Below are 17,469 nucleotides of genomic sequence, written 5' to 3' on the forward strand. Positions count from 1 at the left end.
TCGGTTCCGCGACCGGGAGTGACGGATGACAGACTGACGCCATGGACGAGCGCACATTCGGTAGGTCGGGTCAGCACGCATCCGTCGTCGGTCTCGGGACGTGGCAGTTGGGCGCCGACTGGGGAGACGTCGACGACAAGGAAGCCCTGGCGGTGCTGGAGGCGGCGGCCGAGACGGGGGTGACCTTCTTCGACACCGCCGACGTGTACGGCGACGGGCGCAGCGAGCAGACCATCGCCGCGTTCCTGAGCGGCAGGCCGGACCTGCACGTGCTGGTGGCCACGAAGATGGGCCGCCGCGTCGACCAGATCCCGGAGAACTACGTCCTCGACAACTTCCGTGCCTGGAACGACCGTTCGCGGCGCAACCTCGGCGTCGACCGCATCGACCTCGTACAACTCCACTGCCCGCCCACGCCCGTCTACTCCACGGACGAGGTGTTCGACGCCCTGGACACCCTGGTCGAGGAGGAGCGCATCGCGGCGTACGGAGTCAGCGTGGAGACCTGCGCGGAGGCCCTGACCGCGATCGCCCGGCCGAACGTCGCGAGCGTGCAGATCATCCTCAACGCGTTCCGCATGAAGCCGCTGCGCGAGGTCCTGCCCGCCGCCCAGGAGGCCGGCGTCGGCATCATCGCCCGTGTCCCGCTCGCCTCCGGCCTGCTGTCGGGCAAGTACACCAAGGACACCGTCTTCCCCGAGAACGACCACCGCACCTACAACCGGCACGGCGCGTCCTTCGACGTGGGCGAGACCTTCTCCGGCGTCGACTACACGACGGGCGTCGAGGCCGCCGCCGAGTTCGCCGCCCTGGCCCCCGAGGGGTACACCCCGGCCCAGCTCGCGCTGCGCTGGATCGTCCAGCAGCCGGGCCTGACCACCGTGATCCCCGGCGCCCGCTCGCCCGAGCAGGCGCGCGCCAACGCGGCCGCCGCCAAGCTCCCGCCGCTCGACGACGGGACGCTCACCGCGATCCGCGACCTCTACGACCGCCGGATCGAGGACCAGGTCGAAGCCCGCTGGTAGCTCCGCTCACGGCTCCAGGAGCAGGTGCCACTCCTGCTCCTGGTCGCCGGAGACCGATGCCTGGTCCTGTGCCGTGAAGGCGTGGACGAGCGTCTCGCGCGCCGTCGCCACCGCCTCCGGGGAGCCCTGCACGGTCAGCGTCACCGCCCCGGACAGATGACGGCCGGCGGCGGGACCGGGCCCGGACGGCCCGCCCGGCGGATCGTGCTCGAACCTCGCCGTGTGGATCGTGAAGCCCTCGGCGGCGGGAAGCTCCTCCTGCGACCTCCCGAAGGTGGGCGCGGGAGGCTCCTCCTGCGACCTCCCGAAGGCGGGTTCCAGGACCCGCACGACCGCGCGCGCGTCGGCGACGGTGCCACCGCTGACGGTGATCGTGAGCTCTGTACCGGACATGGTCGTCGGGCTCCTCGGGTGGTCGTCGTACGCCTTACGCCCCGGGTAACCCCCTGGTCATCGCCCAAACGGCGGCCGATCCCCGCACGGCCTGGTCCAACGTGCGCGAAACGGGGAACCCGGTGCGGGGAAGGCATCCGGGGCGACCGAGCCGGGAGGAATCGTGCCGGCCACGAGAAGCGGTGACGACGTGAACGAGTGGGGGCGGCGCGAGACCGAGGAGGAGAGAGCCGACCGGCAGTGGGGCGAGCTGATCCAGGAGGTCAGGGTCGCCCAGACCGGGGTGCAGATCCTGTTCGGCTTCCTGCTCACCGTCGTGTTCCAGCAGAAGTACGACTCGCTGGAACAGACCGACAAGACCATCTACATCGTGACCGTGGTGCTGGGCGCCGCCGCGACCGGGGCGCTGATCGGACCTGTCTCGCTGCACCGCCTGGTGTCCGGGCAGCGGGTCAAGGCAGCGGCCGTCGAGTGGGCCTCCCGGATGACCTTCGTGGGCCTGCTGCTCCTCCTCGCCACGATGACCTCCTCGCTCCTGCTGATCCTGCGGGTCGCGACCGACAACCACGCCGTGCCCTGGATCGTCACGGGAGTGGTCGCGTGGTACGCGCTGTGCTGGTTCGTGGTGCCGATGTGGACCCGGCGGCACCGTACGACGACGAAGTGACGCCCAGCGCGTCGAGCTGCCGGTCGTGCAGGCGGGAGAGCACCAGCACCGAGACCGTGGCGCCGATCAGCGCGCAGAACATGTCCCACTGGGTGTCCCATACATCGCCCTGCGTGGCCAGGAACGCGTCCGCGGAATGCCCGCCGGTCACCGCCGCCAGCCACTCCAGCATCTCGAACACGGCGCTGAAGGCGAGGCACGCGCACACGGTCAGCGGGGCCAGCCAGCGACTGCCGCGCAGCGGCGAGGTGCGGCTGAGCAACTCCCGTACCAGCACGGCCGGGACGAAGCCCTGCATGAGGTGACCGAAGCGGTCGTACGGATTGCGGTCCAGGCCGAAGACGTCCCGCACCCAGTCACCCAGCGGCACCTGCGCGTAGGTGTAGTGGCCGCCCACCGCCAGGACCAGCGCGTGTACGGCCAGCAGACAGCACAGCAGGTTGGTCAGCGGGAAGCGCCGCCAGGTGAACACCACCAGCGGCAGCCCGACCAGCACCCACACCGTCTCCAGGAACCAGGTGGTGCGATCGCGCGGACCCCAGGCCGACACCGCGAGCCCCACGACCACGACGGTGGCGAGCACGGCGGGCAGCTGCCGTCGCGGGACGGCGGAGTGCACAACAGCAGTCATGGGAGCTCCCTTTTCGTGGGAGCCCCCATGCTGGTCGAGCGGGTGGGCGGCGGCATGAGTACGGCTACTCAGCCCCGCCCGGTCGAGATCCTCAGCCCTTGTCACCGCGCAGCGTGGTCAGGCACATGACGATGGCCTGCTGGAGCTCCTCCAGACGCTGGACCATGTCGTCCTCCACGAACTCCTGCACATCGTCGAAGGTCAGCTCCTCGAACGCCTTCGTCGCCTTCTGCAGGCTGCTGTAGAACTTCGTCCGCCGCTCCTGGACGCGCAGTTCGGGATCGGCCTCCACGGTCTCGGCCACGAGGGACTTCAGGGTGTCGTAGGCCTCGGTGGCCCACTCGCCGGTGTCCTCGTCCTCCTCGAGTTCGTCGATGAGCGACAGATGCCGCTCGGCCTCCTGGCGCAGGTCGACCGGCGCGTCGATGGTCTGCCCCGCGGGGGTCTTGACCTGGCCCGACTCGGCGATCTGGCGCACGTATCCGATCCGGTCCGCCGCCCGGCTCTCGGTGGCGACGGCCTTCTTCAGGTCGTCGGTGCGTACGACGTCGCGCGCCAACTCGGCCTGCAGCTCCGGGTCTTCACGCACGCGGTCGAGCAGCGCCTGGCGCGCCGCCCGGGCGGTGGAGGGGTCGGCGAGGATCGCGGCACGCAGGGCGGTGGGGTTCTCGGCGACTTCGAGGGCCTTCGTCGGCCGGATGCCCTCGGCCTCGGCGGCCTCGGCGATGGCGGTGCCGCGCTCGGAGGTGGCGCTGTTGCGGGAGACGTAGTAGGTCAGCCACACGTCGGAGTCCGGCAGCTCCACCTCCTGGCCCGGCGCCAGCGCCTCGAAGTGCGGGACCAGGCCGTCGTCGGCGGCCCGGTCCCACGCCTTGTAGTAGCGCATGACGCGCTCCGCGGAGCACCCGGCCAGCTCGGCGAACTCCTTCGCGGACACCTTCGGCGTCTCCTCCGCGCCCTGACCGCCGGGCCGAACGCTGCGCGCCACCATCAGTCCGAAGGCCCAGCCTCCGGTCCGCGCATAGACCCCGAACTCGCGCGCGTCCCGCGCGACGAGGTCGGACAGCGGGACGGGGGACGTCTCGGACGGGACGATCGCTAGGGTCACGGATGACTCTCCTGTGCAAGCTGGTCGGGCTGCAGAACTGCAGACCGGCAGCCTATCGGGACCCATGGTCGACGTTTCGGCCATCCAGTGCCGCACGTCGGCGACGGACGCCAACCGCCGCCCACCACATGCTCGTTGGGTTTCCCACCGGAGCCCGGCCCGGGCCGCCGCACACATGGCCGACCACCCGGGAGAGGATGCCCTCATGAGTGCTCGCCCGCTGTCCTCCAGCACCCCCGCCGCCCAGGGTGTCGACGCCGCCGGCGTCCACGCCTTCCTCGACGCCCTCGAAAGCGCCCCGGACATCGAACCGCACAGCCTGATGATCATGCGGCACGGCCGGCTCGTGGCATCCGGCTGGTGGGCGCCCTACGCGCCCGAACGCCCGCACCTGCTGTACTCCCTCAGCAAGAGCTTCACGGCAACGGCCGCCGCGCTCGCCGCCGCCGAGGGGCTGCTCCGCCTCGACGACCCGGTGATCTCCTACTTCCCGGAGTTCGAGGCCGACATCACCGACCCGCGCAGCCGCGCCATGCTGGTACGGCATGTGGCGTCCATGTCCAGCGGCCACGAGGCCGAGACCCTCGACCGGGCGCTCGCCACCGACCGCGCGGAACTGGTACGCGGCTTCCTGCTGCTGCCGCCCGAGCGGGAGCCGGGCACCGTCTTCGCCTACAACCAGCCGACGACCTACACCCTGGCCGCGATCGTGCAGCGGGTCACGGGGCAGCCGCTGACCGAGTACCTCCGCCCGCGCCTGCTGGATCCGCTCGGCATCTCAGAGGCGGCCTGGCAGTGCGACCGGGCCGGTCGTGAACTGGGCTTCAGTGGGCTGCACGCCACCACCGACGCCATCGCCCGGCTCGGGCAGCTGTATCTCCAGGACGGGGTGTGGGAGGGCGAGCGGCTGCTGCCCGAGGGGTGGGTGGCCGAGGCCACGCGCCCGCACATCGGCAACGGCGACGGTACGGCCGCGGGAGCACGGTCGGACTGGCAGCAGGGCTACGGCCTGCAGTTCTGGACCTCCCGGCACGGCTACCGCGGCGACGGTGCGTACGGGCAGTTCTGCCTGGTGCTGCCCGAGCACGACGCCGTGATCGCCACGACCGCGGCGACCGAGCAGATGCAGGAGACGCTCGACCTGGTGTGGCGGCACCTGCTGCCCGCCTTCGGGCCCGAACCGCTCTCGGGCCGGGAGGACGAGGACGCGGCCCTGCGGGCGCGGCTGGCGCGGCTCGCGCTGCCCCCGGCCCCGGGCAAGCCCGCACCGCCGGAGCGGGCGCAGACCTGGTCCGGCGTCGAGTTCACGCCGTACGACGGAGTCTGCGCGGACCAGCCGAAGCTGACCGGGGTCGGTGTGCGTGCCGATGCGGACGGCTGGGCGCTGCGGCTCACCGAGGGCGGGCACCCACTGGACCTGCGGGTCGGGGAGGCCGGATGGGCCGTCACCGACGCGCCGCTGCCCACCGCGGTGAGCGGCGGATGGGCCGATGCCGACACCCTCGCCGTGGACATCGTGTTCCTGGAGACACCGCACCGCCTGGCCGTGACCTGCTCGCTGCCCGACCGGACGTTCACGGCCCGATGGCACACGACTCCGCTGAACGGAGTTCCGCTGCGCGCCATGTGTGCGCCCCGGCCCTCAGCTTGACGGCACCCGGAAGGTCCGCAGGAAGGTGTCGAGCGCCGTCTGGTTCGCGGAGTCGTCCCAGTCGGCCGCCGGGGTCGTCCAGCGCAGCGAGAATCCGTGGCCGCCGCCGAGGAGGAATCCGCGGCCGAAGGTCTGCACCCGTGTGCCGTCGACCTCCGAGATCCACTCCATGTCGGCGGCCTTGTGGCCCTGGTAGGTCGTCGCCTTGATCTGGCCGATCCGCTGGTACTCGCCGTCCTGCTTCAGACCGGGCTCGACGTCGTCGCGCCAGACGGCGACGGGATCCGTGCCGACGCGCTCGCTGTAGGTGACCGCGAGGGTGCGCGGGTCGCCGTCGGCGCCGAAGAACACGCGGTACGAGAGGTCGTCGACGCGCGAGGTGTCGAGCCGTTTCCAGTCCTTGGGAAGGGCGATGGAGAAGCCCTCCGGTGCGGTGTAGCGGTGGAAGCCGGCGGGGAGGGCGGTGCCCGACGGGGACGGGGAGGGCGGCGGCGACGAAGGGGAGGTCGGGGACGTGCTGGGCGTCGCCGACGTGGCCGGGGCGGAGAAGCCGCCCTCGGCGCCCGCGCCGGGTGCGGAGGTGGCGGACGCCGACGGCTGGGGTGCCGCCCCGGACTCGGACGTCCGGGTGCCGGGCAGTTGATGGGTGGCGGCCAGCGCGGCGACCGCCACGGTGACGACGGCCAGGGCCGTCCCCGCCGCCATGCTGCGTCTGCTCCACCCGGGGGCGGCATGGCAGGCGGCGGTGTAGACGCCGCGCAGCCGGGGCCGTGGCATGGCGCCCGCGAGTGCGTCGGGATCCTCGGTCAGAACGCGGGTGAGGGCCTCGCGGACCACCGAACGGGTCAGCCGCTCCCGGGAGTTCTTGCGCAGCAGCCCCTGCACGGTCGGGGTGAGGGGCCCGGCGTGCACGGGCGTGCGCAGCGGCAGCCGGTCCACACCCTTCAGCGTGGTCTCGGGCCGGTCCCGGTCCCTGAAGGGCGGGCGGCCCTCGACCATCGTGTAGAGGATCGCGCCCAGCGCCCACAGGTCGGCCGCCGGTCCGATGCGTTCGTCGCGGGCCTGCTCGGGGGAGGCGTACGACGGCGCGGTGAGCCGCGGTGCCAGGGTCGCGCCGGCCAGGCCGAAGCCGGTGACCACGACCGAACCGTTGTCCCGTACGAAGACCTGGCCCGGGCTGAGTTCGCCGTGGGTGATGCCCTCGCCGTGCGCCGCCTCCAGCACGTCGAGCAGCTCCAGCCCGATCCGGGCCGCCCGCACGTAGTTGAACGTGCCCTGCTGGGCGATGAGTTCGGCGAGGGGGACGGCGTCGATCCATTCCGTGACGGTCCACAGGGTGCCGTCCTGTTCCACGGCGTCGACGACCGTGGCGACCGCGCCGGGACTCATCAGCCCCATGGTTTCGGACATGCGGATGATGCGGGCGGTCGCCCGCGGCGCGGTCTCACCGTCCGGGTCGTCCGGGAGGTCTATCTGCGTGAGGAGATAGGGGCGTTGGACATTGACGTCCTTGCCGTACCAGCAGATCCGGTTCGTCTCGCGGTGGACGACATCGACGAGCCGGTACCTTCCGGCGACCAACTCGTGCGTGAAGACATGCGCCTTGACCATGGTCATCCCTCGTCGAACCCCTGGGTCTCACCTTTCACAGAGGTACGGGGAGGGTGACGGGGTGTGTTCAAAGGATCCGCAAATCATTGGCGTCCGCAGGCATTTGTTCATGCTCCGTTGCGTGAATTCGAGGAAGTCCCCATTGATTGAACGGAATTCAGACCGCCTGCTTTCCGGGGACGGGCGAGACAAACTCAGCGCAGTCCGAAGCGCTCTGCCCAGTCCATGACATCGCGGGTCGACGCGTTGCCCCCGCACACCACCAGCCCGAGCCGCGCGCCCTCCCCGACCCGCTCCAGGACCTGCCGGGCCGCGGGCAGCAGACAGCCGGCCGCGGGTTCGGTCCACACCTTGGCGTGGTCGGCGAGGTCGAGCGTGCCCCGCACCGCCTCCCGGTCCGGCACCACGAGCACCTCGTGGACCAGCGCGGACACATGGTCGTACGTCAGTTGCGAAACGGCCGGCGCGCTGAGCGTGGTCACGATGGACGACAGGGACACCGGCACCGGGCCGCCCGCTGCCAGCGCCTGCGACATGGCCTGGGCGCCCTCGGTCTCCACGCCCCAGATCCGTACGTCCGGCCGCAGGTCCCGCAGCGCCGCCGCGACACCTGCGATCAGTCCGCCGCCCCCGATGCTGACGACGACGTCGGTGAGGTCGCCCGCGTCGGCGGCGAGCTCCAGCCCTACGGTGCCCTGTCCGGCGATGACCACCGGGTCGTCGAAGGGGTGGACCAGCGTCAGCCCCTCCTCCTGCAGCCGCGTCATGAGCGCGAACGCCCCGCCCATGTCGTCGGTCAGCCGCACCTGCGCGCCGGCGGCCTCCGCGATCTCGACGGCCCTGACGGGTGCCGAACGCGGCATGACCACCGTGGCCTTCACGTCGAGGGCGGCGGCCATGACCGCGAGCGCGATCCCGTGGTTGCCGCCGCTGACCGCCACGACACCGGCGGCCCGCTCGGCGTCGTTCAGCGAGAGCAGCTTGGCCGTCGCGCCGCGCGCCTTGAACGAACCGGTGCGCTGGAGCAGTTCGAGCTTGACGGTGACCGGGGCGCCGAGCAGCGCGGTCAGCCCCGGGCTCGACAGCGTCGGCGTACGCACGACGTGCCCGGCGATATGCCCGGCCACGGCTTCGATCTCGGAGACCCCGATCAAGACATCCACCTCACCTTTTCCGGCACGACGCGAGTGCCCGCACCGCTTCGCACCCTGACGTGAGAGCCGGCGTAGGTCAAACACAATTGGGGCTTGGCGGCGGGGGAGGGGCGGCGGTCTTTTCGGCGGCTGGTGCGGGTCCGGGTGGGAGGTGGGGGGAGGTTCCGGTGCCCGCCGTGCCCCGTGCGTGGAGGTTTTCGGCCTCTGCCGCAGCCTGCACGGGGAGTTCCCGCCGCCCGCCGTACCCGGTATGAGGAGGCCCTGGCGCCGGCTACGCCCGATACGAGGAGTCCCCGGTGTCCGCCGCCGCACCCGCCACGAGGAGCCCCCGACGCCCGCAGCAAACCGTGCGAGGAGCCGCCCGCACCCACCACCCCGTCAGAGTTCTCGCCGCACCAAATACCCGAGCAGCGACCGCAGTTCGTCCACGGCCCCCGTCTCCAGGGCCGCGTCCGCGAGAGCCGTTTCCACCGCGGTGATGTGGCGTCGTGCCTCGGTCAGCGCAGCCGAACGGCCGCCCGTCGTCTCGATCAGCGTGGCCGCCTCCTCGGGGTCGCCGCCCGCTTCCAGCATCGTGGCGAGGCGCAGGGCGCCGGGGGTGTCGGAGTCGAGTGCAGCCAGTACCGGGAACGTCTTCTTCCGTTCCCGCAGGTCGCCGTGGACGGGCTTGCCGGTGACCGTGGGGTCGCCCCAGATGCCCAGCACGTCGTCGATGACCTGGAAGGCGATCCCGAGGTGGCGTCCGGCGCGGTCGAGGCCGTCGACCACTGCGGGCGCGGCGCCGCCGAGCAGGGCCCCGAGCGCTGCCGCGCAACCGAGCAGCGCGCCCGTCTTGTGCTCGGCCATCGACCGGTACTCGTCCGGCCGCACCCGCTGCGGCCCCTTCCACGGGCGTGTGGTGAACAGCAGGTCGTCCGCCTGGCCACGCACCAGGTCACCCAGCGCCACCGACAGCACCCGCACGGCCTGCGGCCCGCCCGGCGCCGCGGCGAGGGTCTCCACAGCCAGCGCGAACAGCGCGTCGCCCGCGAGGACGGCGGGTCCGGTGCCGTAGGCCTTCCAGACGGTGGGGCGGCGGCGCCTGGCCGCGTCGCCGTCCATGATGTCGTCGTGCAGGAGGGAGAAGGTGTGCACCAGCTCCACCGCGACCGCCGCCGGCACCCCGGCGCACCCGGACGCCCCCGCCGCCTCGGCGCCGAGCACCGCCAGGGCCTGCCGTACGCCCTTCCCGCCGGACGCGACGGCCGGCGCACCGCCCACCTCGCACCAGCCGAAGGAGTACGCGGCCATCTCACCCACCCAGGGGTGCATCCGCGCGACGGCCTCCACCAGCGCGGGCCGCACCAACTCCCGGCAGCGGTCGAGGACTTGGGGAGCATCGACCGGCGCCCGCAGCGCCGAGGGAAGCGTCGTCACCGTACGTCCTCCGCGCGGATACCGAACTCCTCCTGCGCCCGCGCCACCATCTCCCGCGCGTGCCGCAGCCCGATCCGCTCCAACTCGCGGGCCAGGTCGCCGAGTTCGGCCGCCGTCTCGGCGCGGTCGCGGCCCAGCCGGGCCAGTGACTTGGCCAGCCCGAGCCGCGCCAGTGCCTCACCGCGCGGCTCGCTCATCGCACGGAACTCCGCGAGCGCCTGCTCGTACAGGTCCCGCGCCTCGGCGTAACGCCCCGCCCGGTACAGCACGTTGCCGCGCATCTTGTGGTTGTAGGCCAGCGCGCTGGACAGCGTCATCGCACGGCAGGTCGTCTCCGCCTCGGACAGCAGCGCGAGCGCCCGCTCGACGTCTGAGTCCCGCACGGACACGATGTCGGCCAGACCCCGCAGCGCCCAGGCATGACCGCGCCGGTCGTCGGCGCGCCCGGCTATCTCGGCCGCCTCCTCGAACAGGGCGTACGCGATGTCGTACTCACCGGTGTTGCGATGGATCTGCGCGATGCCTTCCAGCGCCCACACCGTGTGCCGCGCCTCGCCGCGCCGCCGGGCCTCCGCCAGCAACTGCTCGTGCAGCCTGCGGACGGCCTCGTAGTCGCCCTGGATGCGACCGGTCTCGGCGAGTCCCGCGAGCGAGTAGCCGCGTACGACGACGTCGCCGCCCCGTTCGCCGAATTCGGCCGCGAGCCCCAGCAGCCGCCAGGCCAGCGGGAAGGCCCCACGCTGCCGGGCCAGGGTGCCGCCGCTCCACAGCGCCCAGGCCATCGCCGCCGTGTCCCCGGCCTCGCGGGCCGCGCGGTAGCTCGCCTTCCACGCCCGGTCGGCGTCCCCGACCTGGCCCAGCCGGCGGTGCGCCTCGGCGACCGCGAGTCCGGAGCGGGCCACCTCCCCTTGCTGCCCGGCCTGCTCGGCAGCTCTCAACTCCCGGGTGCCGGCGGCCAGTACGTCCGTCAGCGAGGAGTTCACGGAAAGGGTGGTGAGGGCGCCCTGGTACTCCGGGGCGAATGCCTTGCCGTACATGGATCCCTTTCGGTCTGTATACACACCATCTCTACATGCCGTGTATACATAGCGTGTATAGCGCGTCGAAATGTGGCCCTGACCCAAAGGGCCAGGGCGCTACCTGCTGTGGATCAAGACGTCGTTGTCGCCGGAGAGGTTGCTCGTGAGGCGCAGATCACTTCATGGGACTCAGTGCTGCTGCGCCTTCTGCGGAGTCGCCTCGCTCGGCCGCACGACCACGTACCCCTCGCCCTGCAGCATCAACTGCACGGCCTCCCCGGAGCCGCCGCGCAGCATCGATCCGATGGACTGCGACCGGTGCAGCGAGGTCTGCAGACCCGCCGTCCAGCCGACGACCGCGTCCGTGTCGACGTACACCGGGAACTGCGGCGAGACCGGGATGACCAGCGGATTGCCCTCGCACACCAGGCCCAGCCTGCCCTGGCCCGTGAAGACGCTGTTGAACAGGCCGCCGCCGGCGATACCCGCGCCCTTCACCGTCGCGATCCGGTACGACAACGAGGCGTCGAAACACAGGACGTTGCGGCCGTTGACGGTGAACTCGTCGCCGGGCTCGACGTCGACTATGAAACAGTTCTGCGCCTCGTGCGCGAACCAGGTCTCGCCCTGCCCGCGCACCGCCATGAGAGGCAGCCCCTCGCCGGTGACCGCGCGCTTGAGCATGCCGCCCACGCCCTGGCCCTTGCGCTCGAACTGGAGGTTTCCGCGGTAGGCGATCATCGCCCCTTGGCGGGCGAGCATCTCGCCGTTCACCGCGTACTTGATGCATTTGGCGTTCTCGACGGTCATGCCCGCTTCGGTGGCCGGCTGGACCATGTGCTCACTGGAAAAGAGGGAACCCTTCATGCGGGCATCCTGTCCCGGAAGATCTCGTTCCGCCAAGATCGCGGGGTGGGTCGGTTTCGGTGGTCACGCGCCGAACAACTGGGTCCAGTACGTTCCTGCCGGGCCGCCGCCCGCGAGGCCGATCCCGATATGGGTGAAGTCGGGTTTGAGGATGTTGGCGCGGTGGCCGGGGCTGTTCATCCAACCGTCCACGACCTCGGCGGGGGAGCGCTGGCCGCAGGCTATGTTCTCGCCGATCGAGCGCCTGCGCGCGCCCGCTGCGGCGGCCCGGTCCCAGGGCCGGCTGCCCTCGGGAGACGTGTGGGAGTAGAAGGCGCGGGCCACCATGTCCGCGCTGTGCGCCTGCGCCGCGGTGGTGAGCAGGGCGTCGGCGGCCAGGGGCGGCAGACCGGCCCTGGCGCGCTCCCGGTTGGTGAGGTCGACGACCTCGGCCGCCGTCCGCGCCAGATCACCCGGGGCGAGGGGCCTGGCCCACAACGCGGTCCAGTACAGGTCGCCCGAGCGGCCGTCGGCGACGTACGCGAGGCCGGCGTGTGTGAAGGCCGGGTCGCACAGGGTGCGGCTGGGCTGCTCGTCGCCCAGGCAGTACGCGACGAACTCGGCGGGCGTACGCGGGCCGGAGACCAGGTGCTCGCCGACGGTGAGATACGTGTATCCGGCGGCCGTGACGCGCTGGTAGACGGAGACGCCGTCCCGGCCCTCGACACCGAGCTGCCCTGCCGCGGCCATGGCGGCGGCATGCGCGCAGGCCGCGGACGTCAGACGGGCGTCGAGCGCGACGGGCGGCGAACCGGCCCCGGCGCGCGCGGAGTTGACCAGCCCGAGGTAGCCGTCCGGGTCGGGGGAGGGCGGCGGTGCGGTGGGTCCGGCCGCGGCGAAGGAGCGGGGACGGGCCCTGGGGATCTGGGACGCCGGGGTCCTCGACCGGGCTCCGGCACTCGGTGGCGTGGGTGGCGTCGGAGGCGTGGGCCGGGACGGCGGAGTGGGTGGGGTGGGGGACTTGGGGCGAGACGGTGGCGTCGGAGGTGCCGGAGGCGTGGGTCGGGACGGTGGCCTCGGAGGCGTCGGGGGTGTGGGTGCCGCAGGCCGGCGGGCCGGCGACGATGCCCGGCCGGCAGGAGTCCGTGGCTTCGGCGACGAGGGCCGCAGTCCTTGCCCCGCCTGCGTCGCCGCCCCGGCCGTATCGTCGAGGACGTCCACGCCGAAGTCCCGTGCGAGACCGGCGAGTCCGTCGGCGTATCCCTGCCCGAGGGCCCGCAACTTCCAGCCGCCGCCCCGCTGGTAGATCTCCGCGAGCAGCAGCACCGTCTCCTGCCGTGGGGGAGGTGGGGCGAACCGGGCGAGTGTGCGGCCGCCCTGGGCCGAGACGTGGAGCGTGGGGGCGGGAAGCCGGCCAAGGGGAGTGTCGGGCTCGGCCGCGCTGATGACCACCGTGACCCTGGTGGCCCCGGAGCGCAGCCGCGGCGGGTCGACGGTGAGTGTGTCGCCGCTCAGTCGGGTGCCCGGGGCGGACGGCTGGTTGTAGAACACGAAGTCGCCGTCGCCCCTGACCTTGCCCCCGTCGTCCGTGATGAGTGCGGACACGTCGAAGGGGCCAGGCACCCGGACGGTCACCGCACCGTCCGGAAGGGGCATGTTGCCCCCGGGGACCAACTCGCTCATCGCGCCGCCCTGGTGTCGTCGTTCGCGCCCCGCAGGGCTCGTCCGGACAACGTTCACCAGGGCACACGGGTTCCCGCCGGGTCAGTCCCGGACGGCCCTCGCGGCGGCGTCCTCGGAGTGCTCGACGACCGCGGCACTGCGCCGTACCTTCGCCTTCTTGCCGCAGAACGCGGACTCCAGCGTGCCCAGCATCGTGTTGTACACGCCATCGTTGTTCGACGTCGTCGCGAGCGACGTGAGGCTGCGCCGGCCGTCCTTCGAGGCGAACGCGTAGGTGTAGAAGCCCTGGACGGTGCCCGTGTGCCCGTACACCGAGACCCCGCACGACAGATCACGGCGGCGCAGCCCCAGCCCGTACGCCTGGGTGCTGTTGACCGGCGTCATGCGCTCCATCTGCTTCAGTTGCGAGGGCGCCGTCAGCCGGCCGCCGAGCAGGGCGGAGAGGAAGGTGTTGAGGTCCCGCGTGCTGGAGATGACCGCGCCCGCGCTCTGTGCCCAGGACACCGTCTGCTCGGTGGCGTCGACCAGGGGCGCGCCCGCCTTGTCCGGGGTGAGATACCCCTTGGCGTGGCGGCCGGGGATCTTCTTGCCGGGGTGGACGTAGAGGGTGTCGCGCAGTTTCAGCGGCTTGATGATGCGGTTCTCGTACGCCGTCTTCACGGAGTGTCCGGTCAGCTTCTCGATGAGCAAGCCGGCGACGACGAAGTTGGTGTTGGAGTACGAGTACGCGGCGCCGGGCGCGTTGGTCCGCGTGTGCTTCAGCGAACGGTCCACCAGCTGACGGAGGGTGAAGACCTTGGTGCGGACCGCCTCGAACCCGGAGACCGTCTTCGCGAACATGTCGTTCGTGTAGTCGTACAGGCCGCTGCGGTGACTCAGCACCTGCCGCACCGTGATCCGGCGGTCGGGCAGCAGCCCCGGCAGATAGCGGTCGACCGAGGCGTCGAGGTTCAGCTTGCCCTCTTTCGCCAGTTGCATCAGCACGACGGTCGAGAAGGTCTTGGTGACGCTGCCGATGCGGAACCTGTCGGCGTTGCTGATGGCCCGTCCGCTCTTTCGGTCGGCGACGCCGGCGACGGCCCATCGGACCGAGCCGTGGTCGTCGATCCGTGCCATCGCGCCGGGTGCGCCCTGTGCGACCGCGGTGCGCAGAGCGCCGTGAAGGGCGGTGAGATCGGGCTTCGGGAGTGACCCGGTCGGTGCGGCGTGGGCGGGAACCGCGAGGAGGGAGAGCACGACCGTTCCCAGGACCGCGCTCTTGGATGCGAGATGGGTCACATGCACGTGAGGCAACTTTCTTCCGTCTCGTCACATCTCCACAGTCGACGCACAGTTGGTCACCAACTGATCACTGAGTGGCGAGGATTTGCAAAGTATTGCCATGTATCGCACGGAAAGCGATATTTTAGTCTTTACATGTACATGACTCGTCCGAAAGGGTTTCGTCCTGGGGCCCGACCAGCCCCCATGGCGCTCAACAGGGCCATGCGTCAAGGCGGTTGGTGATCCCGGCCGCCTTGCAAGGAAGGAACCCTCATCAGTGCGTAGACCGCACATACGCAGCGTGGCGGTCGCCGTCGCCGTGACGACGGCCGCTACGGGCCTTGCGGGCACCGCCATGGCGGGCCCCGACACGGGGGCGGGGCATTCCGCTGCCAGCGCCGACAATTCGGCCGCGTCCGTGGTGAAGGCGGCCCGCGCCGCAGCCTTCGCCCACGCCTCGGTGACCGGCGTCGCTCAAGGCGACGAACTGCAGGCCGAGGACGTCATGATCGACCCGGAGGGCGCCCGGCACGTCCGGTTCACCCGGGCCCATCAGGGGATGCAGGTTCTCGGCGGCGACCTCGTCGTCCACCTCACCAAGCAGTTGACATACGCGGGCGTCACGCGAGCCGCCGACCACACCGTCAAGGCCGACGCCGCCACCGCCGCCAAGCTGTCGGCCGGACAGGCCGAGCAGAAGGCGGCCACGGTCGCCAAGGGTGACGCGGGCACCGCCGAACTCGTCGTGGACGCCCGCGACGGCGCGTCCGCCCTCGCCTACCAGGTGCGGGTCAGCGACAGCGGCACCGCCGAGGGCGGCGGTTCCCGGACGGTCGTCGTCGACGCCGTCACCGGCAAGGTGCGCAGCAACACGCCCGACAGCGACGAGTTCTTCTCGCCCGAGCTGCTCGACACCCTGCGCGAGCGCGGCGAGAAGCTCGACCCCGCCACGGGCATCGGCTCGCAGTCCGCCGGACTCACGGCGTCGTCGGCGTCATCCGCGGCCGCCGCCACCCGCTACCCGTCGACGGCCAACGGCACCGGCAAGTCCCTCTTCGTCGGCAGCGTCCCGCTGAAGACCACCCGGACGGCCCGCACCAGCTACCTCCTCAAGGACCCCACCCGCTGGGGCACCGAGACCCGGGACGCCAAGGGCCAGGAGCTGGAGAACTTCGCCCGCGGCAAGAAGATCACCACCACCAACGACGTCTTCGGCAACGGCGCCACCACCAGCCGGAACAGCGCCGCCGCAGACGCCCAGTACGGCGTCACCAAGACCCTGGACTTCTACAAGAAGACCTTCGGTCGCAAGGGCATCGAGAACAACAGCAAGGGCGCCCGCGCCATGGTCCACTTCGGCAACAAGGTGGCCAACGCGTTCTGGGACTCGACCTGCGACTGCATGCTCTACGGCGACGGCGACGGGGACATGTTCAAGAAGCCGCTCGTCGTCCTCGACGTGACCGGCCACGAGCTCACCCATGGCGTCGTGGACGCCACCGCCAAGCTGGAGCCCACCCGCGTCGACGCGCAGGGCAACCAGTACGGCGAGCCGGGCGCGCTGAACGAGTCCCTCGCGGACATCTTCGGTTCCAACGTCGAGTTCTTCACCAACAACGCGAAGGACAAGCCGGACTACCTGATCGGCGAGAAGCTGGGCCTCGCCCAGAAGTTCCTGCGCCGCCTCGACCACCCGTCCCTCGACAAGCTCGAGGGCACGATCGACTACTGGTCGGCCCAGGCGTACGACGCCGAGGTGCACGCAGGCTCCGGCGTCTCCTCGCACGCGTACTACCTGCTCGCCGAGGGCAGTGGCCACAAGACGATCGGGGGCGTCAAGTACGACTCGCCGACCTATGACGGCTCGACGGTCAAGGGCATCGGCCGCACCAAGGCCACGGCCATCTTCTACCGGGCCCTGACCCGCTACATGGTCTCCACGACCGACTTCCACGACGCGCGCGTCGCGACGCTGAAGGCGGCCAAGGACCTCTACGGGGCCAGTAGCAACGAGTACCAGACGGTGAACAAGGCCTGGTCCGCGGTCAACGTCACCTCGGCCAACACCCCGGCCGCGCGCCGCTGACCGCAGCGCGAGGACACCGGTCCGGGCGCCCGTGCAAGCGGGGTGCCCGGATCAGATCCACTGCTTCTCCACCTCCTGCGACACCGAGAACACGGTGTCGCAGGAGGGGCAGCGCCCCTCGCCGAAGACATACGTAAGGGCCCGGGCGACCTCTGTTTGTCCCGCTGCGACCGCCTCGCCGTACAGCCGCGCCCCCAGTCCCGACAGCCGCTCCGGCGACGCCGGCGTCAACTCCCCGTGCGCTTCGGTAGTCTCCGGCTCCGGTTTGCCCACGTAGTCCCCGGCCGACACGAACGTCCCGTAGCTGCCGAACGCGACGTACAGGCCCTCCTCGCACTCCGGGCACTCGACCTCGAACTCCTCGCTGTTCACGCCCTGCAGAGCCTCGGACCAGACGCCGACGCCCTCGAAGGCGAGGACGGACTGGAGGAGGTTCACGAAGAGGGGCGCCGAATGGCCGGGCGTGGCCAGCAGTTCGCGGGTGACGTCGAGCAGCTCGCCGATCTCCTGTCCGTGCTGCGGACGGCGCGGGTCGGCCTCGTATCCCGTGATCGCCCCGGCCAGGATCACGGCCTGGAAGGGCTCGCCCTGTGCGCGGCCCCGCGCGATGTCCGCCAGCACGGGCAGCGCGGCCCAACTCGCCTCGTACACGGACCCCTGATGGCACAGCGCGGACCACAACTCGCTCCACACCGCGTCGTCCTCGGTGCCGCCGAGGCGGGCGAAGAGCGCGGGTATGTCCTCGGCCGAGCCGTAGGCGTGGGTCAGCTCGCGCCAGTCGATCGTCGTCATGCGCGTGATGGTGCCATCCGGCACCGACACAGCTGGATCAGAAGTCAACAGCGTCACCTCACGCGTCATTTGAAGGCCACTGGAACCTCACAGTCAACCTTCAGGCGATTCCTGTCTCTTTTAT

15 protein-coding genes are annotated in these 17,469 nt (G+C 71.2%); 4 read left to right on the forward strand and 11 right to left on the reverse strand.

All coding sequences use genetic code 11. The features are described 5' to 3' along the window. Positions 1-41 precede the first annotated feature (41 nt). Positions 42-1,025 carry an aldo/keto reductase gene (locus OG303_RS46315; protein WP_405876054.1) on the forward strand — a complete coding sequence of 328 codons (984 nt, stop codon included), beginning with the start codon at positions 42-44 and terminating at the stop codon, positions 1,023-1,025. A 6-nt stretch (positions 1,026-1,031) separates the two neighbouring features. Here OG303_RS46315 and OG303_RS46320 read toward each other — a convergent pair whose 3' ends face one another. After that, positions 1,032-1,418 carry a hypothetical protein gene (locus OG303_RS46320; RefSeq protein ID WP_405876055.1) on the reverse strand — a complete coding sequence of 129 codons (387 nt, stop codon included), beginning with the start codon at positions 1,416-1,418 and terminating at the stop codon, positions 1,032-1,034. 160 nt (positions 1,419-1,578) lie between these two features. Between OG303_RS46320 and OG303_RS46325 the strand changes: the two genes are divergently transcribed. Then, on the forward strand, positions 1,579-2,085 hold the full coding sequence (locus OG303_RS46325) for a DUF6328 family protein (protein WP_405877808.1): 507 nt from the start codon (positions 1,579-1,581) through the stop codon (positions 2,083-2,085). On the opposite strand, the gene OG303_RS46330 is transcribed toward OG303_RS46325, so the two are convergent. Both OG303_RS46330 and OG303_RS46335 read right to left on the reverse strand, forming a co-directional pair. Beyond that, positions 2,003-2,716 (reverse strand): DUF2238 domain-containing protein, encoded by a 714-nt coding sequence (locus OG303_RS46330; protein WP_405876056.1) that lies wholly within the window; start codon positions 2,714-2,716, stop codon positions 2,003-2,005. The two genes, OG303_RS46325 and OG303_RS46330, sit on opposite strands and share 83 nt — an antisense overlap. A 91-nt stretch (positions 2,717-2,807) precedes the next feature. Continuing rightward, positions 2,808-3,824, reverse strand: coding sequence for a hypothetical protein (locus tag OG303_RS46335; RefSeq protein ID WP_405876057.1), 1,017 nt, complete (start codon positions 3,822-3,824; stop codon positions 2,808-2,810). Positions 3,825-4,029: 205 nt separating this feature from the next. Between OG303_RS46335 and OG303_RS46340 the strand changes: the two genes are divergently transcribed. After that, positions 4,030-5,475 (forward strand): serine hydrolase domain-containing protein, encoded by a 1,446-nt coding sequence (locus tag OG303_RS46340; RefSeq protein WP_405876058.1) that lies wholly within the window; start codon positions 4,030-4,032, stop codon positions 5,473-5,475. Here the strand turns inward: OG303_RS46340 and OG303_RS46345 are convergent. From OG303_RS46345 to OG303_RS46375, 7 genes are all read right to left on the reverse strand, one after another. Continuing rightward, positions 5,467-7,092, reverse strand: a complete 1,626-nt coding sequence (locus tag OG303_RS46345; protein ID WP_405876059.1) for a serine/threonine protein kinase — start codon at positions 7,090-7,092, stop codon at positions 5,467-5,469. The genes OG303_RS46340 and OG303_RS46345 overlap by 9 nt on opposite strands. Before the next feature lie 188 nt (positions 7,093-7,280). Then, positions 7,281-8,240, reverse strand: coding sequence for a threonine/serine dehydratase (locus OG303_RS46350; RefSeq protein WP_405877810.1), 960 nt, complete (start codon positions 8,238-8,240; stop codon positions 7,281-7,283). 378 nt (positions 8,241-8,618) lie between these two features. Continuing rightward, complete coding sequence (locus OG303_RS46355) at positions 8,619-9,656, reverse strand: polyprenyl synthetase family protein (RefSeq protein ID WP_405876060.1); 1,038 nt, start codon at positions 9,654-9,656, stop codon at positions 8,619-8,621. Continuing rightward, complete coding sequence (locus tag OG303_RS46360) at positions 9,653-10,693, reverse strand: tetratricopeptide repeat protein (RefSeq protein ID WP_405876061.1); 1,041 nt, start codon at positions 10,691-10,693, stop codon at positions 9,653-9,655. Before OG303_RS46360 ends, OG303_RS46355 begins: the two co-directional genes overlap by 4 nt. A 171-nt stretch (positions 10,694-10,864) precedes the next feature. Next, the gene (locus OG303_RS46365; RefSeq protein ID WP_405876062.1) at positions 10,865-11,542 is read right to left on the reverse strand and encodes an AIM24 family protein; all 678 of its coding nucleotides are present in this window, start codon (positions 11,540-11,542) and stop codon (positions 10,865-10,867) included. Positions 11,543-11,605: 63 nt separating this feature from the next. After that, a complete protein-coding gene (locus tag OG303_RS46370; protein ID WP_405876063.1) occupies positions 11,606-13,204 on the reverse strand; it encodes a CAP domain-containing protein in 1,599 nt (532 codons plus the stop codon). Between the two features lie 81 nt (positions 13,205-13,285). After that, positions 13,286-14,497, reverse strand: coding sequence for a serine hydrolase domain-containing protein (locus OG303_RS46375; RefSeq protein WP_405876064.1), 1,212 nt, complete (start codon positions 14,495-14,497; stop codon positions 13,286-13,288). Positions 14,498-14,744: 247 nt separating this feature from the next. Between OG303_RS46375 and OG303_RS46380 the strand changes: the two genes are divergently transcribed. Beyond that, positions 14,745-16,553 carry a M4 family metallopeptidase gene (locus tag OG303_RS46380; RefSeq protein ID WP_405876065.1) on the forward strand — a complete coding sequence of 603 codons (1,809 nt, stop codon included), beginning with the start codon at positions 14,745-14,747 and terminating at the stop codon, positions 16,551-16,553. A 51-nt stretch (positions 16,554-16,604) separates the two neighbouring features. On the opposite strand, the gene OG303_RS46385 is transcribed toward OG303_RS46380, so the two are convergent. Then, entirely contained in the window at positions 16,605-17,345 is a 741-nt protein-coding gene (locus OG303_RS46385) for a hypothetical protein (RefSeq protein WP_405876066.1), read from the reverse strand. Between the last annotated feature and the right edge of the window lie 124 nt (positions 17,346-17,469).

Origin of the sequence: Streptomyces sp. NBC_00005 (assembly GCF_045160215.1) — a bacterium.
Classification (GTDB): domain Bacteria; phylum Actinomycetota; class Actinomycetes; order Streptomycetales; family Streptomycetaceae; genus Streptomyces.

What these genes read in the sequence shown, in the direction of transcription:
- OG303_RS46320 (WP_405876055.1), bottom strand. Translation starts at nt 1,418, where the DNA reads ATGTCCGGTACAGAGCTCACGATCACCGTCAGCGGTGGCACCGTCGCC.
- OG303_RS46340 (WP_405876058.1), top strand. Translation starts at nt 4,030, where the DNA reads ATGAGTGCTCGCCCGCTGTCCTCCAGCACCCCCGCCGCCCAGGGTGTC.
- OG303_RS46315 (WP_405876054.1), top strand. Translation starts at nt 42, where the DNA reads ATGGACGAGCGCACATTCGGTAGGTCGGGTCAGCACGCATCCGTCGTC.
- OG303_RS46360 (WP_405876061.1), bottom strand. Translation starts at nt 10,693, where the DNA reads ATGTACGGCAAGGCATTCGCCCCGGAGTACCAGGGCGCCCTCACCACC.
- OG303_RS46330 (WP_405876056.1), bottom strand. Translation starts at nt 2,716, where the DNA reads ATGACTGCTGTTGTGCACTCCGCCGTCCCGCGACGGCAGCTGCCCGCC.
- OG303_RS46365 (WP_405876062.1), bottom strand. Translation starts at nt 11,542, where the DNA reads ATGAAGGGTTCCCTCTTTTCCAGTGAGCACATGGTCCAGCCGGCCACC.
- OG303_RS46345 (WP_405876059.1), bottom strand. Translation starts at nt 7,092, where the DNA reads ATGACCATGGTCAAGGCGCATGTCTTCACGCACGAGTTGGTCGCCGGA.
- OG303_RS46385 (WP_405876066.1), bottom strand. Translation starts at nt 17,345, where the DNA reads ATGACGACGATCGACTGGCGCGAGCTGACCCACGCCTACGGCTCGGCC.
- OG303_RS46370 (WP_405876063.1), bottom strand. Translation starts at nt 13,204, where the DNA reads ATGAGCGAGTTGGTCCCCGGGGGCAACATGCCCCTTCCGGACGGTGCG.